This window comes from Pseudomonas sp. Hp2, from assembly GCF_006386585.1.
In the GTDB taxonomy this organism is placed as follows: Bacteria; Pseudomonadota; Gammaproteobacteria; order Xanthomonadales; family Xanthomonadaceae; genus Pseudomonas_S; species Pseudomonas_S boreopolis.
In genome coordinates, this window is sequence record NZ_VAHJ01000006.1 from 63,774 (window position 1) to 85,620 (window position 21,847).

The following is a 21,847-nucleotide window of genomic DNA, read 5'->3' on the forward strand; positions in this document are numbered from 1 at the left end:
CCATCGCCCCGCAGACGCGACAATGAAACGCTCGATCGACCCCGTTCCCGGCTGCGGCCGGCACGGCGGGCACAAGCGGCAGGCAGACGGCAACGCCTCCGCGGCCCGGTGCAGCAGCTCCATCCCTTCGCCGCGGTTTCCCTCCCGAACCAGTACGAGTCCACGCAGAAATGTCGAATACCCCGAAGATCATCTACACGCTCACAGACGAGGCACCGTTCCTGGCGACGCAGTCGCTGCTGCCGATCATCAAGGCCTATACCGGCACCGCCGGCATCGCGGTGGAAACGCGCGACATCTCGCTGGCCGGCCGCATCCTCTCGCAGTTCCCCGACTACCTGGACGACGCGCAGAAGATCGGCGACCACCTGGCCGAGCTGGGCGAACTGGCGACCCGGCCGGAAGCCAACATCATCAAGCTGCCGAACATCTCCGCCTCGGTGCCGCAGCTGAAGGCGGCCATCAAGGAACTGCAGGCGCAGGGCTACCGGCTGCCGGACTATCCGGACGAGCCGAAGGACGACAGGGAGAAGGACGTCAAGGCCCGCTACGACAAGGTCAAGGGCAGCGCGGTCAACCCGGTGCTGCGCGAAGGCAACTCAGACCGGCGCGCGCCGCTGTCGGTGAAGAACTACGCGCGCAAGCACCCGCACCGCATGGGCGCCTGGGACAAGGCCTCGAAGACCGCGGTGGCGCACATGGCCGGCGGCGACTTCTACGGCAGCGAGCTGTCGGCCACGCTCGCCAGCGCCGGTAGCCTGCGCATCGAGCTGCTCGGCAGCGACGGCGTCGTCACCGTGCTGAAGGAAAAGACCGCGGTGAAGGCCGGGGAGATCGTCGATGCCGCGGTGATGAGCCGCAAGGCGCTCGCCCAGTACGTCGACGATGCGATCGCCCGGGCGCGCGAGCAGGGCGTGCTGCTGTCGCTGCACCTGAAGGCGACGATGATGAAGGTCTCCGACCCGATCATGTTCGGCGTGGTGGTCGGCGAGTTCTACAAGGACGTGCTGGCCAAGCACGCCGACGTGCTCAGGCAGGTAGGCTTCGACCCCAACAACGGCATCGGCGACCTGTACGCGCGCATCGCCGCGCTGCCGGCCGACCAGCAGGAGGCGATCAAGGCCGACGTGCAGGCCGAGTACGCCAAGCGCCCGGCGCTGGCGATGGTGAATTCCGACAAGGGCATCACCAACCTGCACGTGCCGAGCGACGTGATCGTCGACGCCTCGATGCCGGCGATGATCCGCGACAGCGGCCGGATGTGGAACGCCGAGGGCAAGCTGCAGGACACGCTGGCGCTGATCCCCGACCGCAGCTACGCCACCATCTACCAGGCGGTGATCGACGACTGCAAGCTGCACGGCGCGTTCGACCCGGCCACGATGGGCAGCGTGCCCAACGTCGGCCTGATGGCGCAGAAGGCCGAGGAATACGGCAGCCACGACAAGACCTTCCAGATCCCGCGCGACGGCGTGGTGCGCGTGGTCGACGAGGCAGGCACGACGGTCTTCGAGCACGCGGTGGAAGCCGGCGACATCTGGCGCATGTGCCAGACCAAGGACGCGCCGATCCAGGACTGGGTCAAGCTGGCCGTCAACCGCGCCCGCCTGAGCGGCACCCCGGCGGTGTTCTGGCTGGACCCGCAGCGCGGCCACGACGCGCAGGTGATCGCCAAGGTCGAGAAGTACCTCAAGGACCACGACACCGCCGGCCTGGACATCCGCATCCTGCCGCCGGTGGAGGCGATGAAGTTCTCGCTGGAGCGCATCCGCAAGGGCCAGGACACCATCTCGGTCACCGGCAATGTGCTGCGCGACTACCTCACCGACCTGTTCCCGATCATGGAACTGGGCACCAGCGCCAAGATGCTGTCGATCGTGCCGCTGATGGCCGGCGGCGGGCTGTTCGAGACCGGCGCGGGCGGCTCGGCGCCCAAGCACGTGCAGCAGTTCGTCGAGGAGGACTACCTGCGCTGGGATTCGCTCGGCGAGTTCCTGGCGCTGGCCGCCTCGCTGGAGCACCTGGGCGAAACCTACGGCAACGCCCGCGCCAAGGTGCTGGCGCAGGCGCTGGACGCGGCCAACGGCCGGATCCTGGACAACAACAAGTCGCCGGCGCGCAAGGTCGGCGAGCTGGACAACCGCGGCAGCCATTTCTACCTGGCCCTGTACTGGGCGCAGGCGCTGGCCGCGCAGGACCAGGATGCCGAACTGAAGGCGAAGTTCGCGCCGCTGGCCAAGACGCTCGCGGACAACGAGCAGGCCATCATCGGCGAACTCAATGGCGCGCAGGGCAAGCCTGTGGACATCGCCGGTTACTACCACCCCGATCTGGCCAAGGTCGCGGCCGCGATGCGTCCGAGCCGGACCCTCAACGCCGCATTGGCGACGCTCGAGGGCTGATCCGGCGCCGTTCGCCGGATGCGCCGGACGGGAAAGCCCGCCTCTCCAAAGAGGCGGGCTTTTTTTTTGGGGCCGCTCTCGATCGATGTCACGACCCTGCCGACAAGGCGTCGGGCGAGGTCCCTCCCATATCGCGTTGCCGGGCGAATCGGCTCCTTTCCGTGCCGCCGCTACTGCTCACCGGAACGGCGATAGCGCCGTCATCGCACGGACCAGCAGCGCCGCGCGCCGCCGCTGGGCACGCTCGCGACGCCGCCGCGCGCGGCCTCGCTCGCGCTCGCCGGCGAGGCCCGAGGGTTCGGCGAGCTGGCGCGCAAGCTCGGCGCTGGCGATATGGCCGTGCATGAAAAGCAATCCGCTGAAGATGCCCATGTCCTTGCCTCCACTTGAGTGGAATCGACGATAAGCGCACGCTGGACAGGCAAAAAGCGACAATTGCGCAACCCATCCTTGAAGACGGCTCAAGGCTCGCCATGGCCAGACCACCGCTCCACGCTTTGCAGGGATTCGTGACCGCCGCGCGCCTGGGCAATCTTTCCCGGGCGGCCGAGGCGATGAACCTCACGGTCAGCGCGCTTAGCCACCAGATGCGCGGCCTGGAAGAACGGCTGGGCTATCCGTTGCTGGTGCGGCAGGCGCGCGGCGTGACGCCCACGCCGGAGGGCCAGCGCCTGCTCGAACAGGTCGCGCCGCACCTGGACGCGATCGCGCAGGCGTTCCGTCCGTTCGCGGCGCGGCACGACGACGTGCTGACCTTGAGCATCGTGCCGTCGATGGCATCGGCCTGGCTGGTGCCGCGCCTGGGCGATTTCCTGGCGGCGTATCCCCAGGTCGAGATCAACCTGCTCTCCAGCGAGCACCTGGTGGATTTCGAGCGGCAACTGCAGGTCGACGCCGCGCTGCGCATCGGCGGCGGGCGCTGGCCGGGCGTCACCGCCGAGCCGCTGTTCGACGATTGGCTGGTGCCGATGGCCAGCCCGGCGCTGGTCCGTCGCATGGGCGGGATCGGCAAGCGGCCGCTTTCGGAATGGCCGTTGCTGGGCGATCCGGACGGCGAGTGGGAGCGCTGGTTCGCCGAGTTCGGCGGCAAGGCGCCGGCGCGCTATGCCGCGGTGTTCGACGATTCCGAATCGCACCACCGCGCGGCCATGGAGGGCGTGGGAGTGGCGCTGGGCCGAGTGACGCGCACGCGGCTGTTGATCGAATCCGGGCAGTTGGTGCCGCTTTCGCCGCAGCGGCTGAAGACCGCCTGGTCGCACTATCTGGTCTATCCACCGCGCTCGGCCGGGCACCGGGGCTTCATGGCGTTCCGCGAGTGGTTGCACGCGCAGGCGCGCGAGCATGCGCGGCACATGCAGGAACCGGTGCGAAAGCCGTCGCGTCCACGCCGGCGCTAGGCGAAGGGGCGTGGGGTCGTGGACGGGGCCGCAGGAGGCGGACGCGGGTATTTTCCCGGGCGCGGCGAGCTCACGGATGGCCGCGCTGGCCATCCGTGGACGTCGGCACGGCCTAGTACACTGCCGGCATGAACCTCGCGCCGATCCCGCCGCAGTCCGAACGCCGTGCCGAGGCCATCGGCCGGGCGATCTTCGAGGCGTTCGAGGACTACAACGCGCGCTTCTCCGAGATCACCGCGCGGGCCCGGCGCCGTTTCGAGACCCGCGACTGGAGCGGGGCGCGCGAGGATGCGGTGGAGCGCATCGCCCTGTACGACCAGTGCATCGCCGAATGCATGCTGCGCCTGCGCGCGGTGCTGATGGGGCAGGCGCACGACCGCGCGCTGTGGATCCGCGCGCGCGAGCACTACCAGGCGTCGATCGCGTCGCTGCTGGACCAGGAACTCTACAAGACCTTCTACAACACGCTGACGCGGCGCTATTTCCGTACCCGCGGCGTCGACCCGCGCATCGAGTTCGTCGCGCTCGACATCGAGCCCACCGACGCGATCACCCACCCGGTCGCCCGCCACGCGTACGCGGTCTCGCCCGGGCGATTGACCGAAATGCTGGTGCGGGTGCTCGGCGATTACCCGTTCGAGGTGCCTTATGCGCACCGCACGCGCTGCGCGGCGGCGATCGCGGTACGGCTGCAGGACGACCTGGCGCACTGGGGCGAACACCCGGTGCGCAGCGTGGAGTTGCTGGAGACGGTGTTCTACCGCGAGCGCCGTGCCTACCTGGTCGGGCGGGTGTTCGGCGAGCATCGCTTCTCGCCGTTCGTGATCGCGCTCGTCAACGACGAGCGCGGCCTGCGCGCGGAGGCGGTGCTGACGCGCCGCAGCGACGTCGCGCAGCTGTTCAGCAATTCGCGCAGCTACTTCCACGCGGACCTGGGAACCGTCGGCGACGCGGTGGTGTTCCTGCGCAGCCTGCTCGCGCACAAGCCGATCGACGAGCTGTACACGATGCTCGGGCGCGCCAAGCAGGGCAAGACCGAGCGCTATCGCACGTTCTTCCGGCATTTCGAGGCGAACGCCGCGGAACAACTGGTGCATGCCGAGGGCACGCCGGGCATGGTGATGGTGGTGTTCACCCTGCCGAGCTATCCCCTGGTGTTCAAGGTGATCCGCGACCGCTTCGCCTATCCCAAGCAGGTCAGCCGCGAACAGGTCGAGGAAAAGTACGAACTGGTCTTCCAGCTGGACCGCGTCGGTCGCCTGCTCGATGCCCAGCCATACCGCTTCCTGCGCTTCCCGCGCGCGCGCTTCGCCCCGGCGCTGCTGGAGGAATTGCTGGGCAGTTGCGCCGGCAGCATCGCCGAGGACGGCGAGGACCTGATCATCGCCCTGTGCTACGTGCAGCGCCGCTTGCGGCCGCTCAACCTGTACCTGCGCGAGCAGCCGGCCGAGAGCGCGCGCGCCGCGGCGATCGACTACGCGCAGGCGATCAAGGACATGGCGCGCAACAACATCTTTCCCGGCGACATGCTGCTGAAGAACTTCGGCATCACCCGCCACCAGCGCGCGGTGTTCTACGACTACGACGAGCTGTGCCTGATCACCGAATGCAACTTCCGCGACTGGCCCAGGCCGACCACGTACGAGGAGCAGATGGCGGCCGAGCCCTGGTTCCACGTCGCCCCGCGCGACGTGTTCCCCGAGCGTTTCCCGTTGTTCATGGGCCTGCCTGCCGCCCAGTTGGAAGCCGTGCGCGCGGTCCACGCCGAGCTGTTCGATCCGCAATGGTGGCGCGATCTGCAAGCCCGCCTGCGCGAGGACGACTATCCGGACACGCCGCCCTATGCCGACGCGCTGAAGCTGGCCTGATTGCCTGGGCGGGGCGAGTACGTTCTAATTCGGCTCCACCGAACAAGGAGCAGGTCATGGTCGAGAAGGAACGCAAGGTGGCCGCATGGGCCGGATGGCTTTTGTTGGCCGCGCTGTGGGCGGTGGCGATGCCGGCCATGGCCGCGGGGCCGGGCGCGGTGCGCAAGCAGATCGAAAGCAGCCTGTTGTTGAAAGGGGATGTCGACATCGAGCCGGACGGCTCGGTGTCGCAGGTGATGTTGGATCGCGAGGAAAAGCTGCCGGAAGGCGTCGTCAAGCTCGTCCACTACTCGGCGTCGCGGTGGAAATTCGAGCCGGTCGTGGTCGATGGCCGGGCGGTCCGCGCGCGGGCACCGATGAGCGTGCGTGTGGTGGCCAGGAAGCTCGATGGCCAGTACCGGGTCGAGATCCATAGCGCGAGTTTCCAGCGCTATGACGCGACGCGGCGCGATACGGTGACCCCGATCAAGATGGCGCCGCCACGCTATCCCGAGAACGCGTTTCGCGTCGGGGCGGGCGGCACGGTGTACCTGATCCTCAAGATCGGCCGGGATGGCACCGTGCAGGATGCCGTGGCCGAGCAGGTCAACCTGCGCATCGTGGCGTCGGAAGGGGATATGAGGAAGCTGCGCGGCATCCTGGCGCAGAATGCGCTGGGAGCGGCGCAGAAGTGGACGTTCAATCCTCCGACCGAGGGCGACGAGGTCGACGATCCTTATTGGACGGTACGCGTGCCGATCAATTACAGCTTCGCGAATCAGCTCTCGGAAGAGGACTATGGCACCTGGGTCAGCTACGTTCCGGGGCCGCGCGAACGCGCGCCTTGGGTGATCGAGGAAGACCGCGCCGGTTTCTCGCCCGATGCGCTGGCCGAGGGCGGCGTCTACATGGCGAACCAGGAAGGCCCGCGCCTGCTGACGCCGCTGCAGGGCGGCTGACGGTTTCGCCACCCGGCGTTGAGGGGATCCACCATCTCGCCTTGTCGGTCGCGGGCCTGGAGCGCGCCGTCGCGTTCCACTGCGACCGGCTCGGAGTGTTCATGGACTGCCTGCCTCCAGTTGGAAGCGGTGCGCGCGTCCACGCCGACCTGTTCGATCCGTCGTGGTGATGCGATCCGCAAACCCGCCTGCGCGAGGACGACTGTCCGGACGCGACGCCCTGTGCCGACGCGCCGAAGCTGGCCTGGATTCGTACCCGCACCTTCCTGCGGCGAGCGCCTTCACGCTTCAACGTTCCGGCCTGTGCAGCTCCAGGCCGAGCGCCATCGGCACCGCGAGCGCGTAGAGGGCGAGGACCGTCAGCCAGATCGCGCCGGGCCATTGCGGGCGTAGGACGAAATACAGGGACGAGAACGCCAGCGGTGCGATCACGGATGCAAGGCTGGTCGTCGAGGCCAGCACGCCTTGGAACTGGCCTTGCCGGGCTTCGTCGACCTGCCGCGTCGCCAGCGATTGCAGCGCCGGGACGCCGATGCCGCCCAGGACGAACACCGGCATGATCGCAAAGACCATCCAGCCTTGGCGGGCGAACGCCATGACCACGAGCGCGATGCCCGCACCTGCGAGGCCGACCAGGATGCTGGCGCGTTCGCCGAACAGGCGCACCGCCGGAGCGGGAAGAAAAGCCTGCGCCAACGCTTGGCAAAGGCCGAAGGTTCCGAGCGAAAGGCCGATCCACAATCCGTTCCAGTGGAATGCGTCGTTGCCCCACAGTGCCCAGCACGTGCCGTAGGCCTCGCCGGTGGCGCTGAACAGGAAATAGATCGCGATGACCGGCCACAGGGATTTCATCGAGAACGCCCAGCGCAGCGGCCGCAGCGGATCGAGCGAGGCCAGGGCGAGCGGCTCGCGGACCGGCGTGCGCGACTCGGGCAGCGCGAACAGCGCCAGCAGCAGATTGCAACCGTTCAGTGCCGCCGCCAGGACGAAGGGCAGGCGCAGCCATCCGTCGCCAAGCGCGCCGCCGAGCACCGGGCCGAGGATGAAGCCGATGCCGAACATCGCGTTGAAGAGGCCGAAGCGGCGCGCGCGCTCGTTCTCGGGCGTGACGTCGGTGAGATAGGCCTGCGCGACCGAGCTGTTGGCACTGGTCAGGCCGGCGATGGCGCGGCCGATGAACAGCATCCACAGTTTCGGTGCGAAGGCCAGGAACAGGTAGTTGACCACGGCGCCCGCAAGCGAGACCAACAGCACCGGACGGCGGCCGAGGCGATCGCTGAGCGCGCCGAGCAGCGGTGCGAACACGAACTGCATCGCCGCGTACAGCGCGACCAGCAGGCCGATGCAAGGGGCGACGTCGGCGTCGTGGGTGACCTCCCGCAGCAGCGAGGGAAGGATGGGGAACACCAGGCCGATGCCGACGGCGTCGAGCAGGATGGTGGCGAAGATGACCAGGAGGGATTTGTTCATGGGAGGGCGGCCGGAAAGGGAAAAACGAAAAGGGCCGGAGTCGGCATCGCTTTCGCGTGCGTGACTCCGGCCCTTTTGTGTCGTGGGGCTCGGCTTGCTCCGGTACCCGGTCGAGGGCACCGAACTCGCTATCGTCGGATTGTGGGGGAAGCGCCTTACCGCTTCATCGAGGCGAAGAACTCGTCGTTGGACTTGGTGTTCTTCATCTTGTCGAGCATGAACTCCATCGCCGCGATCTCGTCCATCGGATGCAGCAGCTTGCGCAGGATCCAGATCTTCTGCAGCAGCTCCGGCTCGATCAGCAGGTCCTCGCGGCGGGTGCCGGAACGGTTGATGTCGATCGCCGGGTAGACGCGCTTCTCGGTGATGCGGCGGTTCAGGTGCACTTCGCTGTTGCCGGTGCCCTTGAACTCTTCGTAGATCACCTCGTCCATCTTGCTGCCGGTATCGACCAGCGCGGTGGCGATGATGGTCAGCGAGCCGCCTTCCTCGACGTTGCGCGCCGCGCCGAAGAAGCGCTTCGGGCGGTGCAGGGCGTTGGCGTCCACGCCGCCGGTCAGCACCTTGCCGGAGCTGGGCACGACGTTGTTGTAGGCGCGCGCCAGGCGGGTGATCGAGTCGAGCAGGATCACCACGTCCTTCTTGTGCTCGACCAGGCGCTTGGCGCGCTCGATCACCATCTCGGCGACCTGCACGTGGCGCGCGGCCGGCTCGTCGAAGGTCGAGGAGATGACCTCGCCGCGCACGGTGCGCTGCATCTCGGTCACTTCCTCCGGGCGCTCGTCGATCAGCAGCACGATCAGGTGCACTTCCGGATGGTTGGTGGTGATCGCGGTCGCCACCTGCTGCATCATCATCGTCTTGCCCGCCTTGGGCGGGGAGACGATCAGCGCGCGCTGGCCCTTGCCCTGCGGCGCCATCAGGTCGAGGATGCGGCCGGTGATGTCCTCGGTCGAGCCGTCGCCGCGCTCCAGGCGGAAGCGCTTGCGCGGGAACAACGGGGTCAGGTTCTCGAACAGGACCTTGTTCTTGGACGCTTCCAGCGGCTCGCCATTGATGGTGTCGATCGTCGACAGCGCGAAGTAGCGCTCGCCGTCCTTCGGGAAGCGGATGCGGCCGGACAGGTAGTCGCCGGTGCGCAGGTTGAAGCGGCGGATCTGGCTGGGCGAGATGTAGGTGTCGTCCGGGCCGGCCAGGTAGCTGGCCTCCGCGGCGCGCAGGAAGCCGAAGCCGTCCGGCAGGATCTCCAGCACGCCATCGGCGGCCACGCCCTCGCCGTGGCGGGTCAGCACCTTCAGCAGCGCGAAGATCACGTCCTGCTTGCGCGCGCGGGCGACGCCGTCGTGGATGCTGAGCTGCTCGGCGATGTCCAGCAGCTTGTGCGCCGGCATCTTCTTCAGGTCGCTCAGCGAGTACTGCGGGAAGCCTTCCGGCACGCTGGGGTGGGGGCGCGGCACGAACGGCTCGCTGCCGTTGTCCTGGGGCAGGCCGTCGTTGTTGTTGCCGAAGCGCTCGCGATTGCGGTCGCGGCGGTTGCGGAAGCGGTCGCGGCGGTTGTTGCCCTGGCCGCCCTGCTGGTTCTGGTTGTTGAAGCGGTGCTGCTGCGACTGGCCGGACTGGCCGCCCTCGCGCTGCTGCGCCGGTTCGGCGCCGCCGCCTTCGCCGCCGGCAGCGGCCGCGGGCGGATTGGAAGCCGTCGCGGCCGGCGCAGGTCCGGAGGACTCGGGCGCCGGGGTCGGTGGCAACGGCAGGTGGGTCTGGGGAGTAGCGGTATCGGCGCCCTCGGCGGGGGCGGCCTTGGCAACACGGGGTTTGCGCACGCGCTTCTCGACGGGGGCGTCGACGCTCCCGGTTTCGGAAGAAGTATTCTCGGACAAGTGCTTGGTTCCTCGCTGTGAGATGCGAGCGCCCGGCAGGGCGGACAGTGGTTGGGAAATGGAGGTCTAGAAGGTGTTCTAGAGGACGCGGCGCCCGGGAAGGCGGCCGGATGGATCGACACTAACACTCGCCCGCGGAGCGGCGCAAGCCGCGCCGGGCGCGGCGGTTCAACTGCCAGCAAACCCGGGGGACCGCGCGACCGTCGGCCGGCAGCCCCCCCGCGACGGCTCAGGCGACCGCGCCGCCCAGGCTCTTGTCGATCATCTGGGTCAGCTGGCCCTTGCCGACCGCGCCGATCTGGGTGGCCTGGACCTGGCCATCCTTGAACAGCAACAGCATCGGGATCGAGCGGACGTGGTACTTCACGGCCAGGGCGCGGTTCTCGTCCACGTTGACCTTGGCCACTTTCAACTTGCCGTCGTAGGCGTCGGCCAGGTCGTCCAGCACCGGCGCGATCATCTTGCACGGGCCGCACCATTCGGCCCAGAAATCCACCAGCACCGGTTCCCCGGACTTGAGTACGGCGGCGTCGAAGTCGGCATCGCCGACGTGCAGAACCTTGTTGCTCACTTTCGGTCTCCTGGAACCCTGGCGGAACCCGGAAAACGGGCTTGCCGCCGCATTGCGTTAAACTGGGGCATTGCGCGGCGGATTCAATGGCATCTCCTGAAGCCGCGCTGTCCGGCGCAAGGGCCGCAGTGTGCGACGCTGCCGGGATCGATGCAAGCCGCGCCGGGGTGGCCCCAGGCGCCCCACGAAGATGGAATGATGAGCGACAAACCGCTGACAGATTTGACTTTTTCCTCGTTCGAGCTGCACCCCTCGCTGCTCGCGGGGCTGGACGGGGCCGGTTTCACCCGCTGCACGCCGATCCAGGCCCTGACCCTGCCGGTCGCGCTGACCGGCCGCGACGTGGCCGGCCAGGCCCAGACCGGCACCGGCAAGACCCTGGCGTTCCTGGTGGCGGTCGTGAACCGGCTGCTGAGCCGCCCGGCGCTGGCCGACCGCAAGCCCGAGGACCCGCGCGCGCTGATCCTGGCGCCGACCCGCGAGCTGGCGATCCAGATCCACAAGGACGCCATGAAGTTCGGCGCCGACCTCGGCCTGCGCTTCGCGCTGGTCTACGGCGGCGTGGACTACGACAAGCAGCGCGAGCTGCTGCAGAAGGGCGTGGACGTGATCATCGCCACCCCGGGCCGGCTGATCGACTACGTCAAGCAGCACAAGGTGGTCTCGCTGCACGCCTGCGAGATCTGCGTGCTGGACGAGGCCGACCGGATGTTCGACCTGGGCTTCATCAAGGACATCCGCTTCCTGCTGCGGCGCATGCCCGAGCGCGGCACCCGCCAGACCCTGCTGTTCTCGGCCACGCTCAGCCACCGCGTGCTGGAGCTGGCCTACGAGCACATGAACGAGCCGGAGAAGCTCGTGGTCGAGGCCGAGACCGTCACCGCCGCGCGCGTGCGCCAGAAGATCTACTTCCCGGCCGACGAGGAGAAGATCCCGCTGCTGCTGGGCCTGCTCTCGCGCGGCGAGGGCGCGCGCACGATGGTGTTCGTCAACACCAAGGCGTTCGTCGAACGGGTGGCGCGCGCGCTGGAGAAGGCCGGCTACCGGGTCGGCGTGCTCTCCGGCGACGTGCCGCAGAAGAAGCGCGAGACCCTGCTCAACCGCTTCCAGAAGGGGCAGCTGGAGATCCTGGTGGCGACCGACGTGGCCGCGCGCGGCCTGCACATCGACGGGGTCAAGTACGTCTACAACTACGACCTGCCGTTCGACGCCGAGGACTACGTGCACCGCATCGGCCGCACCGCGCGGCTGGGCGAGGAGGGCGACGCGATCAGCTTCGCCTGCGAACGCTACGCGATGAGCCTGCCGGACATCGAGGCCTACATCGAGCAGAAGATCCCGGTCGAGGCGGTCACCACCGAGCTGCTGACCGCGCTGCCGCGCCCGGAGCGCGCCGCGCCGGCGGAGGGCGAGGAGGCCGAGAGCGTCGGCGAGATCTTCCGCGAGGCGCGCGAACAGCGCGCCGCCGACGAGCAGCGCCGCGGTGGCGGCCGTTCCGGCAGCGGCGAACGCGCGCGTGGCGAGGGCGAGCGCCGTCCGCGCCGCCGCAAGCCGAAGCCGGAAGGCGAGGGGCAGGCGCAGGCGGCCGCGGTGGCTGAGCCGGCAAGGCCGGCCAGCGCCCCGGCGCCGGTCGTGGCCGAAGGGGGCGAGGAGCGCGCGCCGCGCAAGCGCCGGCGCCGCCGTCGCGGCCGTCCGGTCGAGGGCGCGGGCGAGGCCGCCGCCGGGCCGGCACCGGCGGCCGCGCCGAGGCCGGTCCAGGTGGTCGCCACGCCGGTCAAGGCCGCGGCCAACGATTCGTTCCTGTCGCGGCTGGGCCGCAAGATCCGCGCGCTGGTCTCCGGCGGCTGAGCCGGGGCGCGACGAATGCACCGCCGGGCCGACCGTCGGCGGTGCATTCATGGAGCGCTCCGGCATAATTGCTGAATGAGCGTCCTGCGATTCGACAATGTCAGCAAGCAGTACCCGGGCGGGCACACCGCGCTGGAGGACGTGAGCTTCGAGGTCGCCCAGGGCGAGATGCTCTTCGTCACCGGCCATTCCGGCGCCGGCAAGAGCACGCTGCTGAAGCTGATCCATCTCAGCGAGCGCCCGACCCGCGGTGCGGTGATCTTCGGCGAGCGCAACCTGCTCAAGGTACGCGGCGGCAAGGTGCCGCTGCACCGGCGCGAGGTCGGCGTGGTCTACCAGGACCACCGCCTGCTGATGGACCGCAGCATCGCCGAGAACGTCGCCCTGCCGCTGATCCTGCGCGGCACGCGCCGCGGCGAGATCGGCAAGCGGGTGCGCTCGGCGCTGGAGCGGATCGGCCTGGCGCACCGCGAGAAGGCGCTGCCCTCGCAACTGTCCGCCGGCGAGCAGCAGCGCGTCGGCATCGCCCGCGCGATCGTCGGCGAGCCGAGCCTGCTGGTGGCCGACGAGCCGACCGGCAACCTCGACCCGACCCTGGCGGCCGAGATCATGCAGTTGTTCGCAGAGTTGCCGGCGCGCGGCACCAGCGTGCTGGTGGTCAGCCACGACCTGGCGCTGCTCAAGAAGATGCGCAAGCGCGTGCTGATCCTCGACCACGGGCGCCTGGCCGACGACATCTCGCCACAGGACCTGGCGGAGTGAGCACGCCCGTGAACAAGCCCAACAACATCGAGGCCCGTGCCCCGTCGAGGCTGGGGATCTGGTTCGACCACCACCTCCACAGCATCGTCTTCAGCCTCGGCCGCGCGCTGCGCAAGCCGTGGGCGACGCTGTTGACGGTGTTGGTGATGGCGCTGGCGCTGGCCTTGCCGCTGGGGCTGTCGATCGCGCTGGACAATCTCAAGCACCTGGCCGGCAGCGTGCAGCAGTCGCGCGACATCAACGTGTTCCTGAAGACCAGCGTGGACGGATCCGCCGCCAGCCTGCTGGCCGAGTCGCTGCGCGGCCGCGCCGACGTGGCGGCGGTGGCGCTGCGCACGCCGGAGCAGGGCCTGGCCGAGCTGCGCGAAAGCGCGAAGCTGGACGCGGCGATCGACGCGCTCGGCGACAACCCGCTGCCGACGCTGCTGATCGTCACCCCGGCCGCCGACGGCGACGATGCGCGCCTGGCCGAGTCGCTGCAGGGCATGGCCCAGGTCGACCAGGTCCAGCACGATGCGCTGTGGCGCAAGCGCCTGGACGGCTGGCTGAAGTTCGGCGAGCGGCTGGTGCAGGTGCTGTCGGCGCTGCTCGGCGCCGGTGCCGTGCTGGTGGTCGGCAACACCGTGCGCCTGGACATCCAGTCGCGGCGCGAGGAGATCGGCGTGCTGCAGCTGCTCGGTGCCAGCGACGGCTTCATCCGCCGTCCGTTCCTGTACCTGGGCGCCTGGTACGGACTGGGCGCGGGGCTGGTAGCGCTCGGCCTGGTCGGCCTGTCCGGGCTGGCGCTGCGCGGGCCGCTGGCGGCGCTGGCCGACAGTTACGGCAGCAGCTTCGCGCTGCATGGGCTGGACCTGCTGCATTCCGGCTTCGTGCTGGTCGGCACGCTGGTGCTCGGCTGGCTGGGGGCCTGGCTGGTGACCGGGCACTTCCTGCGCCAGACCCGCCCGACCGAGACCTAGGGCCTGTTCGGCGCTGTTGGAATGGGCCACGCCGCGCCTGGGTGCGTGCGAGGCAGAGAAGAACGAGGGAATTCATGTCGATAAACGATCGAGTGATGACGCCGCACCGTGCGCACCCAGGCGCGGCCCTTCGTGTTGCCGCACGCGGCAACGTGGCCCATTCCAACAGCGCCAACAGGCCCTAGCCCCATGCGCACGCCCGACCTCAAGCACCTGGTCAACGAGGCGCCCCGCGTGATGGTGGTGGACGGCTCCAAGCTGGTGCGCAAGCTGATCGCGGACGTGCTCACGCGCGAGCTGCCGGCGGTGCAGGTGGTCGGGTGCGCCAGCATCGCCGAGGCGCGCGAAGCGCTGGAGGCCGGCTCGGTGGACCTGGTCACCACCTCGCTGGCGCTGCCGGACGGCGACGGCCTGGCGCTGGCGCGCAGCGTGCGCGAGGCGGCCGGGCAGGCCTACGTGCCGGTGATCGTGGTGTCCGGCGACGCCCAGCAGCACCTGGTGGAGCGGCGCTTCACCGAGTACGTCACCGACTACTTCGACAAGGCGCTCGGCCACGAGGCGCTGGCGACCTTCATCCGCGGCTATGTGCAACCCGAGCCGGTCCCCGGCGCCAGCGTGCTCTACATCGAGGACAGCCGGGTCGTCGCCGAGGCCACCAAGCGCATGCTCGAGCGCCAGGGGCTGCAGGTGGTGCACGTGCTGACCGCCGAAGAGGCGTTCGCGCTGCTGACCGCCGAGTCCCTCGGCCGCACCCCGCGGCGCATCGACCTGGTGCTCACCGACGTGACCCTGAAGGGCGAGCTCAACGGCCGCGACGTGGTGCAGCGCATCCGCGTCGACTTCGCCTACGGCAAGCGCCGCCTGCCGGTGCTGGTGATGACCGGCGACGGCAATGCGCACAACCAGTCCGAACTGCTCAAGGCCGGCGCCAACGACCTGGTGCAGAAACCGATCGAGGAGCGCCTGCTGGTGACCAAGGTGCTGTTCCAGCTGCGGCTGGCACGGCTGGAAGACCGGGCCGTAACGCTATGAACGAAGTCGTGAACGAGGCCGCGGAGTCGCGGATCCAGTTGGAGCCTTCGTGGAAGGCGCGGGTGGGGGATTGGCTGCTGCGGCCGGAGATGCGCGAGCTGTCGGCGTTCCTGCGCCAGCGCAAGGCGGCCGGCGCGCGGATCTTCCCGCCCGGGCCGAGGATCTTCGCCGCCTTCGACGCCACCCCGTTCGAGCAGGTCAAGGTCGTGATCCTCGGCCAGGACCCCTACCACGGCTACGGCCAGGCGCACGGGCTGTGCTTCTCGGTGCTGCCGGACGTGCCCACCCCGCCGTCGCTGATCAACATCTACAAGGAAATCGAGGACGACCTGGGCATTCCCCGCCCCGACCACGGCTACCTGATGCCGTGGGCGCGGCAAGGCGTGCTGCTGCTCAACGCGGTGCTGACGGTGGAGGAAGGCCGGGCCGGCAGCCACCAGAACCGGGGCTGGGAGGGGTTCACCGACCACGTGGTCGATACCCTCAACCGGGAGCGCGAGGGCCTGGTGTTCATGCTCTGGGGCAGCTATGCCCAGGCCAAGGGCAAGGTGATCGACACCCGCCGCCACCGCGTGCTGAAAGCGCCGCACCCCTCGCCGCTGTCGGCGCACCGGGGATTCCTCGGCTGCCGGCATTTCTCGATGGCCAACGAGTACCTGGCCCGGCACGGCGGTACGCCGATCGACTGGCGGCTGCCGCCCCGGCAGGCGCTGGACGGGACAACCTGAGTCGACGCCAACGGACCCAAGACCGTCACGGCGCCGCCGCCGGAACGGTGATAGGGTGGCGGCCGGGGTTTCCCGAGGACGGCGGCAGAACGGAAAAGGCCAAGCCCGGTTAACCATTCCATTCATGGAACGCTGGAACTTTTTCTGTACCCGGCAGTCCAATAGCCCGACTGCTAAGATGAGGTCCTATGAGCCAGAACGCCTCCACTGCCCTTGTGGCAAACAACCTCCCCGTCCCCAGCGCGCTGGGTTCGCTGGATGCCTACATCAATGCCGTGCACCAGATCCCGGTGCTGTCGGCCGATGAGGAACAGGAGCTGGCGCGCCGCTACCGCGACCACGAGGACCTCGACGCCGCGCGCGAGCTGGTGCACTCGCACCTGCGCTTCGTCGTGCACGTGGCCCGCGGCTACAACGGCTACGGCCTGCAGATGGGCGACCTGATCCAGGAAGGCAACATCGGCCTGATGAAGGCGGTGAAGCGCTTCGACCCGGACATGGGCGTGCGCCTGGTGTCCTTCGCGGTGCACTGGATCCGCGCCGAGATGCACGAGTTCATCCTGAAGAACTGGCGCATCGTCAAGGTCGCCACGACCAAGGCGCAGCGCAAGCTGTTCTTCAACCTGCGCAAGTCCAAGACCCGCCTGGGCTGGCTGAACGCCTCCGAGGTCAGCGCCGTCGCCAAGGACCTGAACGTGTCCGAGCGCGAGGTGCTGGAGATGGAATCGCGCCTGGCCGGCCGCGACATCGGTTTCGATGCACCGTCCGACGAGGACGACGAGCACGCGCCGCCGTCGCCGGTGAGCTACCTCGTCGCCAACGACGAGGATCCGTCGATGGCCTACGAGCGCGCCGACAGCGAGGACCACCAGCTGGAGCTGCTGCGCGAGGGCATGGCCGGGCTGGATGCGCGTTCGCGCGACATCATCCGCCGCCGCTGGCTGGACTCGGAGTCGAAGGTGACGCTGCAGGAGCTGGCCGACGAGTACGGCGTGTCGGCCGAGCGCATCCGCCAGATCGAGGCGAACGCGCTGAAAAAGATGCGCGCCCTGTTCGCCGCCTGACCGGCACGACAGCGGCAATGGACGAACGGCCCGGAGCGATCCGGGCCGTTCGCGTTCATGGCGATGCCGGGCCGGCGGCACCGGCCTCAGGGGCGTTGCGGAGGGTCTTCCTCGTGCGGGCGGCCGAAGATGATCCGCGCGGCGCGCTGGTAGCTCCAGTACGCCATCGCCCAGTTGACCAGCACCACGAAGCGATTGCGGAAGCCGATCAGGAAGAACACGTGGGCGGCCAGCCAGAACCACCAGGCCAGCGGCCCCGACAGCTTGAGCCGGCCGAGGTGCACGATCGCCGCCATGCGCCCGATCGTGGCGAGGTTGCCGTAGTCCTTGTAGCGGAACGCGGGCGCCGGCCGGCCGGCGAGGCGGGCGCGCAGCGTGGCGGCGACGTGCCGGCCCATCTGCTTGGCGGCCGGGGCGACGCCGGGCACCGGCCTGCCGTCCTGCTGCACCGAGGCCAGGTCGCCGCCGACGAAGATCTCGGGATGGCCGGGCACGCTGAGGTCGGGCTCGACCAGCACGCGGCCGGCGCGGTCCAACGGCACGCCGAGGGTGCGCGCCAGCGGCGAGGCGGCCACGCCGGCGGCCCATACCACGGTGCGTGCCGCCACGAACTCGTCGCCCAGCCGGTAGCCGTGCTCGTCGATGTGCGTCACCGGCGTGCCGGTATGGACCTCCACGCCGAGCTTCCGCAGCTGGCGCTCGGCCTTGTCGGTGAGGTCGGGGGGGAAGGAGGGCAGCACGCGCGGGCCGGCTTCGATCAGGCGCACGCGGGCGTCGCGCGGATCGATGCTGCGGAACTCGTCCTTCAGCGTGTGGCGGGCGATCTCGGCCAGCGTGCCGGCGAGCTCGACCCCGGTCGGGCCGCCGCCGACGATCGCGAAGTTCAGCCAGGCCGCGCGGGCGGCGGGATCGGGCTCGGCTTCGGCGCGTTCGAACGCCACCAGCAGCTTGCGCCGCAGGTACAGCGCATCGTTGAGCGTCTTCAGGCCCGGCGCGTGCCCGGCCCACTGGTCGTTGCCGAAGTAGGCGTGGGTGGCCCCGGTCGCCAGGAGGAGATAGTCGTAGCCGAGGCGGTGGCCGTCGGTGAGGGCGACCTGGCGCCGGTCCGGGTCGATCGCGTCGACCTCGCCGAGCAGGACCTCGACGTTCCGCTGTCCGCGCAGGATATGGCGCAGCGGCGCGGCGATGTCCGGGGCGGACAGGCCGGCGGTGGCGACCTGGTACAGCAGCGGCTGGAACAGGTGGTGGTTGTGGCGATCGACCAGGGTGATGCGGATCGGCGCGTCGGCCAGGGCGCGGGTCGCCCAGAGCCCGGCGAAGCCGCCGCCGATGACGATCAGATGGGGGAGCGTGGGAGCCATCGTGCTGTATCGGGCAAGGGAGGATCGGGGGAGCGGCCTGGCCGGCTGGCCGCCGCGACTGCCCGCTAACGTAGCAGCTCGGGAGGAACCGCGGGGTGTTCGCGCCGCGTGCACATGCGCGGGCGAGCCGCCTGTGTATGCTCGGCCGCGGGACGGGCATGGCGCCCGTGCGAGGAGCATGGCCGATGGCATCGGGCAACGGATCCGAGACGCGTATCGCGCTGCTGGTCGATGCGGACAATGCGCCGGCCGCGAAGATCGACGTGGTGCTCGCCGAGGTGGCGCGCTACGGCGTGGCCAACGTGCGGCGCGCCTACGGCAACTGGAAGAGCCCGCACCTGAAGGGCTGGGAGTCGGTGCTGCACGAGTACGCGATCCGCCCGATCCAGCAGTTCGCCTACAGCAGCGGCAAGAACGCCTCGGACATGGCGATGGTGATCGATGCGATGGACCTGCTGTACGCGCGCAACCTCGACGCCTTCGCGATCGTGTCGAGCGATGCGGATTTCACGCCGCTGGTGATGCGCCTGTTGACCGACGGCATGAAGGTCTATGGCTTCGGCGAGAAGAAGACGCCGTCCCCGTTCGTCAACGCCTGTTCGAAGTTCACCTACCTGGAGGCGCTGGGCGCGGATGCGGTGGACGAGCAGGATGCGACTTCGACGCGCAGGGGCGAGAAGGAGCTGCGCAACGATGCGCGGCTGGTGCAGTTGTTGCGCGGGGCGGTGGACGCGGAGTCGGAAGACGACGGGTGGGCGCACCTGGGGGCGGTGGGCAAGCAGATCGCCAACCAGGCGTCGTTCGACCCGCGCAATTACGGGTACCGGAAGTTGAGCGACCTGGTCAAGGCGATCGGGTTGTTCGAGATCAGGCAGGATGGATTGGTGATCTGGATCCGGGACAAGCCCCGGGTGCGGGGAAAGGTGGGGCGGGGGTAGTGGGTTGGCGGTATCGGGTTATGCCCAATGGCCGACGGACCGGCGTCCACGCTATCTCACCGCCTCACGTAGTCTCTCTAGCGTCATCCCCGCGAAAGCGGGGATCCAGGGACGTTGCTTTGGGCTCTTGAGGCCTTTGGCGAGAAAGGCCAGAGCTTTCGCCTTTGGCGAGTCACTTTTTCTTTGCTTGTGCAAAGAAAAGTAACCAAAAGAAAGCACACCCCGCCTTCGCGCCCGCAGCTTTGCTGCGGGTTCGCGGAGCCGGCGGGATTTTTCGACGCGACATCCTGTCGCGGCGAAAAACGACGCACATCCATGTGCGTCGCCCCTGCGGGGTTTTCCCCGCCGTCTCCGCCGCTTCGGAGGGGCCCCGGTAGGTCAAAGTCAAAGGCGAGAAGCCAAAGCAAAATCACGAGCAACGGCACGGCAACAGCAACAGCAACAGCAACAGCAACGGCAACAGCAACGGCAACAGCAACAGCAACAGCGTTACCGCACTGCTGCGCTGCGTCGTGGCTTGGTCATATCGGGGCGTTATAAATCCGGTCACGTCGCGGCGAGGGGGCGCTGGGCGATCTGCGGCGCGGGCGGGATTGCCTGGAATCGGGGACGTGGCCTGCGTTGCATTCCGCAACGTCCAAGGAGGAATACGCCATGCTCAGATCTGTGATGCTGTTCGCCGTATCCGCGATGTCGTTGTCCGTTTCCGCGGGTCATGCCGCGGAGTTGGTTCCCAAGCAGTTGGCCGGGCCGCCGGAGGAGTTCGCGCAGATGCATGCGCCGGATCCGGCATCGGCGGCGATCCTGTCCAAGAGTGCGTTGTTGCCGGTGGAACTGGTCGCGCAGGCCGGTGGTGCGCAGTGGCGCGGCAGTTTGCCGGTGGAGAACGGGCGGGTGCGCTTCATGGTGCTCGACAACGGTGCAGGTTGGCAGGCGGCTGCCAGCGAGCCGGGTGTCGCGCTGCGCGCCGATGCCGCCAACGCGGCACCGTTGCAGGCGGCGGCCGCGTCGCTGGGCATGCAGGCATCGGCGGTGCAGGGCTTGCGCTATGCGCTCGATGGTGCGGGCAGTGGCGAGTGGACGTTGCAATTGCGTGCGTCCACGCCGCAGGCGCAGCGCGGTTACGTGTTGTTGGAAGGCAACGAGCGCACGCAGTTGGCGTCCTATCCGCGCGATCGCCAGCGTCAGCTCGGTCGCCCGCTTGCGCTCAATGCGGTATTGACCGGCGACAGTGCCGCGGGCGAGGCGCGCCTCGGGATGGATGCAGGCCGCATCGAGCGCGCCGAGCTGCGCATCGTCGCGCCCGATGGCAGCCTCTCCACCGTCGCGATGGTCGACGACGGTTTCCACAGCGATGGTGCGGCCGGCGACGGCGTGTACGGCGCGGGGTTCGTTCCGGATCGCTCCGGCACATGGATCGCGCAGACCGTGGTGCACGGCCGCGACCGCGACGGCCAGCCGTTCGTGCGTACCGCCGAGCACGTGCTGCCGGTGCTGGATGCGCAGCTCCGCCTGGTGGGCGGCATCGGCGTGCAGCCGGGCCAGGCCGGCCGCCTGGCGTTGCAACTGCCGGTGGCCGCGCGTGGCGCGGATGCGCCTTCGCACTATCGCGTGCTGGCCGAGGTATGGGGCAAGGGCGCGACGGGCGAAGACGTGCCGGTGGCCTGGGTGGGCGGCATGGCCGCGCCGGCGGACGGCCGGTTGTCGCTGGGCCTGGACGAGCGCTGGATCGCCCGTTCGGGTGCGCGTGCGCCGTTCGCGCTGCGCAACCTGCGCATCGAGGATCCGGACCACTACGTTCCGTTGCTCGAGAAGGCCGAGCTGGCACTGCCGTTGCCGGCCACGCGCCTGCGCGCGCTGGCCAGCGCGAACCCGGCGAATGCGATCGCGATCGACGAGGCGATGCGGATGGGCCCGCGCCCGGCGTCGCTGCGGCAGGCGACGGCCGATGCGACGATCCAGGCGACCGGTTCGCGGCTGGTGCTGGTGCATGGCTACTGTTCCGGCGGGGTGTGGCCGGTCGCGCAGTTCGGCAACGCCTCTGCGTTCCTGGATGCCAACCAGAGCCGCAGCAACGACCAGTTCGCGCAGTTGCTGGCGCAGTTCGGCAGCCAGTGGAATTCGTTCGGCACGGTCGCGCACAGCCAGGGCGGCATGGCCGCGCTGCACCTGTATGCGTACTACTGGAGCGGGTTGGACAACGCGACCGGCGCGCGCCTGCTGCAGTCGGTCGGCACGCCTTACCAGGGCACCAACCTGGCGGGCATCATCGCAACGGTCGGTTCGTGGTTCGGCGTCGGTTGCGGCAGCAATACCGACCTCACCTACGACGGCGCCAAGGCGTGGCTGGCCGGCATCCCGGCATCGGCGCGCGCGAAGGTCTACTACTACACGACTTCGTTCGCTTCGACGAACTGGTGGACCAACGACTACTGCAATGCGGCGTCGGACCTGGTGCTGAGCGATCCGGAGGACGGCACGGTCGAGCAGGTCAATGCGCAATTGCCCGGCGGCAACAACATGGGCCATATCACGGGGCAGTGCCATACCACCGGGATGCGCGACCCGGCCCAGTACCTCGACGCGAGCCGGAACGCGACGATGAGCGCGAACGCGGCGCGCTGACGCGGGA

At 69.0% G+C, this 21,847-nt stretch carries 18 protein-coding genes; 12 read left to right on the forward strand and 6 right to left on the reverse strand.

Features of this window, described 5'->3' with window-relative positions; all coding sequences use genetic code 11:
- Window positions 1-170 precede the first annotated feature (170 nt).
- Window positions 171-2,402 carry an NADP-dependent isocitrate dehydrogenase gene (locus FD678_RS16655; RefSeq protein ID WP_140726409.1) on the forward strand — a complete coding sequence of 744 codons (2,232 nt, stop codon included), beginning with the start codon at window positions 171-173 and terminating at the stop codon, window positions 2,400-2,402.
- Between the two features lie 177 nt (window positions 2,403-2,579).
- Here the strand turns inward: FD678_RS16655 and FD678_RS16660 are convergent, their stop codons facing one another.
- Entirely contained in the window at window positions 2,580-2,774 is a 195-nt protein-coding gene (locus FD678_RS16660) for a hypothetical protein (protein ID WP_140726412.1), read from the reverse strand.
- Window positions 2,775-2,875: 101 nt separating this feature from the next.
- Here FD678_RS16660 and FD678_RS16665 point away from each other — a divergent pair, with 101 nt between their 5' ends.
- The 3 genes from FD678_RS16665 to FD678_RS16675 all read left to right on the forward strand — a co-directional run bounded on the left by FD678_RS16665 (window position 2,876) and on the right by FD678_RS16675 (window position 6,605).
- Window positions 2,876-3,799 (forward strand): LysR substrate-binding domain-containing protein, encoded by a 924-nt coding sequence (locus tag FD678_RS16665; RefSeq protein WP_140726415.1) that lies wholly within the window; start codon window positions 2,876-2,878, stop codon window positions 3,797-3,799.
- A gap of 128 nt (window positions 3,800-3,927) precedes the next feature.
- Window positions 3,928-5,667: a bifunctional isocitrate dehydrogenase kinase/phosphatase gene (gene aceK / locus FD678_RS16670; RefSeq protein ID WP_140726418.1), complete on the forward strand. Its 1,740-nt coding sequence runs from the start codon at window positions 3,928-3,930 to the stop codon at window positions 5,665-5,667.
- 56 nt (window positions 5,668-5,723) lie between these two features.
- Complete coding sequence (locus FD678_RS16675; RefSeq protein ID WP_140726422.1) at window positions 5,724-6,605, forward strand: energy transducer TonB; 882 nt, start codon at window positions 5,724-5,726, stop codon at window positions 6,603-6,605.
- 288 nt (window positions 6,606-6,893) lie between these two features.
- Here the strand turns inward: FD678_RS16675 and FD678_RS16680 are convergent, their stop codons facing one another.
- From FD678_RS16680 to trxA, 3 genes are all read right to left on the reverse strand, one after another.
- On the reverse strand, window positions 6,894-8,075 hold the full coding sequence (locus FD678_RS16680; RefSeq protein ID WP_140726896.1) for a TCR/Tet family MFS transporter: 1,182 nt from the start codon (window positions 8,073-8,075) through the stop codon (window positions 6,894-6,896).
- Between the two features lie 155 nt (window positions 8,076-8,230).
- Window positions 8,231-9,466, reverse strand: a complete 1,236-nt coding sequence (gene rho, locus FD678_RS16685; RefSeq protein WP_218569820.1) for a transcription termination factor Rho — start codon at window positions 9,464-9,466, stop codon at window positions 8,231-8,233.
- A 715-nt stretch (window positions 9,467-10,181) separates the two neighbouring features.
- Window positions 10,182-10,523 carry a thioredoxin TrxA gene (trxA, locus tag FD678_RS16690; protein WP_140726428.1) on the reverse strand — a complete coding sequence of 114 codons (342 nt, stop codon included), beginning with the start codon at window positions 10,521-10,523 and terminating at the stop codon, window positions 10,182-10,184.
- Between the two features lie 198 nt (window positions 10,524-10,721).
- On the opposite strand from trxA, the gene rhlB reads away from it, so the two are divergent.
- From rhlB to rpoH, 6 genes are all read left to right on the forward strand, one after another.
- Entirely contained in the window at window positions 10,722-12,371 is a 1,650-nt protein-coding gene (rhlB, locus tag FD678_RS16695; protein WP_140726433.1) for an ATP-dependent RNA helicase RhlB, read from the forward strand.
- Between the two features lie 75 nt (window positions 12,372-12,446).
- A complete protein-coding gene (ftsE, locus tag FD678_RS16700) occupies window positions 12,447-13,133 on the forward strand; it encodes a cell division ATP-binding protein FtsE (RefSeq protein WP_140726436.1) in 687 nt (228 codons plus the stop codon).
- Window positions 13,130-14,092 carry a permease-like cell division protein FtsX gene (gene ftsX / locus FD678_RS16705; RefSeq protein WP_218569801.1) on the forward strand — a complete coding sequence of 321 codons (963 nt, stop codon included), beginning with the start codon at window positions 13,130-13,132 and terminating at the stop codon, window positions 14,090-14,092. The genes ftsE and ftsX overlap by 4 nt, the downstream gene beginning before the upstream one ends.
- A gap of 189 nt (window positions 14,093-14,281) precedes the next feature.
- A complete protein-coding gene (locus FD678_RS16710) occupies window positions 14,282-15,124 on the forward strand; it encodes a response regulator (protein ID WP_177497863.1) in 843 nt (280 codons plus the stop codon).
- Window positions 15,121-15,852: a uracil-DNA glycosylase gene (gene ung, locus FD678_RS16715; RefSeq protein ID WP_140726439.1), complete on the forward strand. Its 732-nt coding sequence runs from the start codon at window positions 15,121-15,123 to the stop codon at window positions 15,850-15,852. The genes FD678_RS16710 and ung overlap by 4 nt, the downstream gene beginning before the upstream one ends.
- Window positions 15,853-16,040: 188 nt before the next feature.
- On the forward strand, window positions 16,041-16,916 hold the full coding sequence (gene rpoH, locus FD678_RS16720) for an RNA polymerase sigma factor RpoH (protein ID WP_140726442.1): 876 nt from the start codon (window positions 16,041-16,043) through the stop codon (window positions 16,914-16,916).
- An 86-nt stretch (window positions 16,917-17,002) separates the two neighbouring features.
- Here rpoH and FD678_RS16725 read toward each other — a convergent pair whose 3' ends face one another.
- Entirely contained in the window at window positions 17,003-18,277 is a 1,275-nt protein-coding gene (locus FD678_RS16725) for an NAD(P)/FAD-dependent oxidoreductase (protein WP_140726445.1), read from the reverse strand.
- Between the two features lie 185 nt (window positions 18,278-18,462).
- Here FD678_RS16725 and FD678_RS16730 point away from each other — a divergent pair, with 185 nt between their 5' ends.
- Window positions 18,463-19,215, forward strand: coding sequence for an NYN domain-containing protein (locus tag FD678_RS16730; protein ID WP_140726448.1), 753 nt, complete (start codon window positions 18,463-18,465; stop codon window positions 19,213-19,215).
- 409 nt (window positions 19,216-19,624) lie between these two features.
- Here the strand turns inward: FD678_RS16730 and FD678_RS20285 are convergent, their stop codons facing one another.
- Complete coding sequence (locus FD678_RS20285; RefSeq protein ID WP_177497865.1) at window positions 19,625-19,765, reverse strand: hypothetical protein; 141 nt, start codon at window positions 19,763-19,765, stop codon at window positions 19,625-19,627.
- A gap of 104 nt (window positions 19,766-19,869) precedes the next feature.
- On the opposite strand from FD678_RS20285, the gene FD678_RS16745 reads away from it, so the two are divergent.
- The gene (locus tag FD678_RS16745) at window positions 19,870-21,840 is read left to right on the forward strand and encodes a choice-of-anchor X domain-containing protein (RefSeq protein ID WP_140726457.1); all 1,971 of its coding nucleotides are present in this window, start codon (window positions 19,870-19,872) and stop codon (window positions 21,838-21,840) included.
- Window positions 21,841-21,847 lie beyond the last annotated feature (7 nt).

What these genes read in the sequence shown, in the direction of transcription:
- FD678_RS16655 (WP_140726409.1), top strand. Translation starts at nt 171, where the DNA reads ATGTCGAATACCCCGAAGATCATCTACACGCTCACAGACGAGGCACCG.
- FD678_RS16660 (WP_140726412.1), bottom strand. Translation starts at nt 2,774, where the DNA reads ATGGGCATCTTCAGCGGATTGCTTTTCATGCACGGCCATATCGCCAGC.
- FD678_RS16665 (WP_140726415.1), top strand. Translation starts at nt 2,876, where the DNA reads ATGGCCAGACCACCGCTCCACGCTTTGCAGGGATTCGTGACCGCCGCG.
- aceK (WP_140726418.1), top strand. Translation starts at nt 3,928, where the DNA reads ATGAACCTCGCGCCGATCCCGCCGCAGTCCGAACGCCGTGCCGAGGCC.
- FD678_RS16675 (WP_140726422.1), top strand. Translation starts at nt 5,724, where the DNA reads ATGGTCGAGAAGGAACGCAAGGTGGCCGCATGGGCCGGATGGCTTTTG.
- FD678_RS16680 (WP_140726896.1), bottom strand. Translation starts at nt 8,075, where the DNA reads ATGAACAAATCCCTCCTGGTCATCTTCGCCACCATCCTGCTCGACGCC.
- rho (WP_218569820.1), bottom strand. Translation starts at nt 9,466, where the DNA reads ATGCCGGCGCACAAGCTGCTGGACATCGCCGAGCAGCTCAGCATCCAC.
- rhlB (WP_140726433.1), top strand. Translation starts at nt 10,722, where the DNA reads ATGAGCGACAAACCGCTGACAGATTTGACTTTTTCCTCGTTCGAGCTG.
- ftsE (WP_140726436.1), top strand. Translation starts at nt 12,447, where the DNA reads ATGAGCGTCCTGCGATTCGACAATGTCAGCAAGCAGTACCCGGGCGGG.
- FD678_RS16710 (WP_177497863.1), top strand. Translation starts at nt 14,282, where the DNA reads ATGCGCACGCCCGACCTCAAGCACCTGGTCAACGAGGCGCCCCGCGTG.
- ung (WP_140726439.1), top strand. Translation starts at nt 15,121, where the DNA reads ATGAACGAAGTCGTGAACGAGGCCGCGGAGTCGCGGATCCAGTTGGAG.
- rpoH (WP_140726442.1), top strand. Translation starts at nt 16,041, where the DNA reads ATGAGCCAGAACGCCTCCACTGCCCTTGTGGCAAACAACCTCCCCGTC.
- FD678_RS16725 (WP_140726445.1), bottom strand. Translation starts at nt 18,277, where the DNA reads ATGGCTCCCACGCTCCCCCATCTGATCGTCATCGGCGGCGGCTTCGCC.
- FD678_RS16730 (WP_140726448.1), top strand. Translation starts at nt 18,463, where the DNA reads ATGGCATCGGGCAACGGATCCGAGACGCGTATCGCGCTGCTGGTCGAT.
- FD678_RS16745 (WP_140726457.1), top strand. Translation starts at nt 19,870, where the DNA reads ATGCTCAGATCTGTGATGCTGTTCGCCGTATCCGCGATGTCGTTGTCC.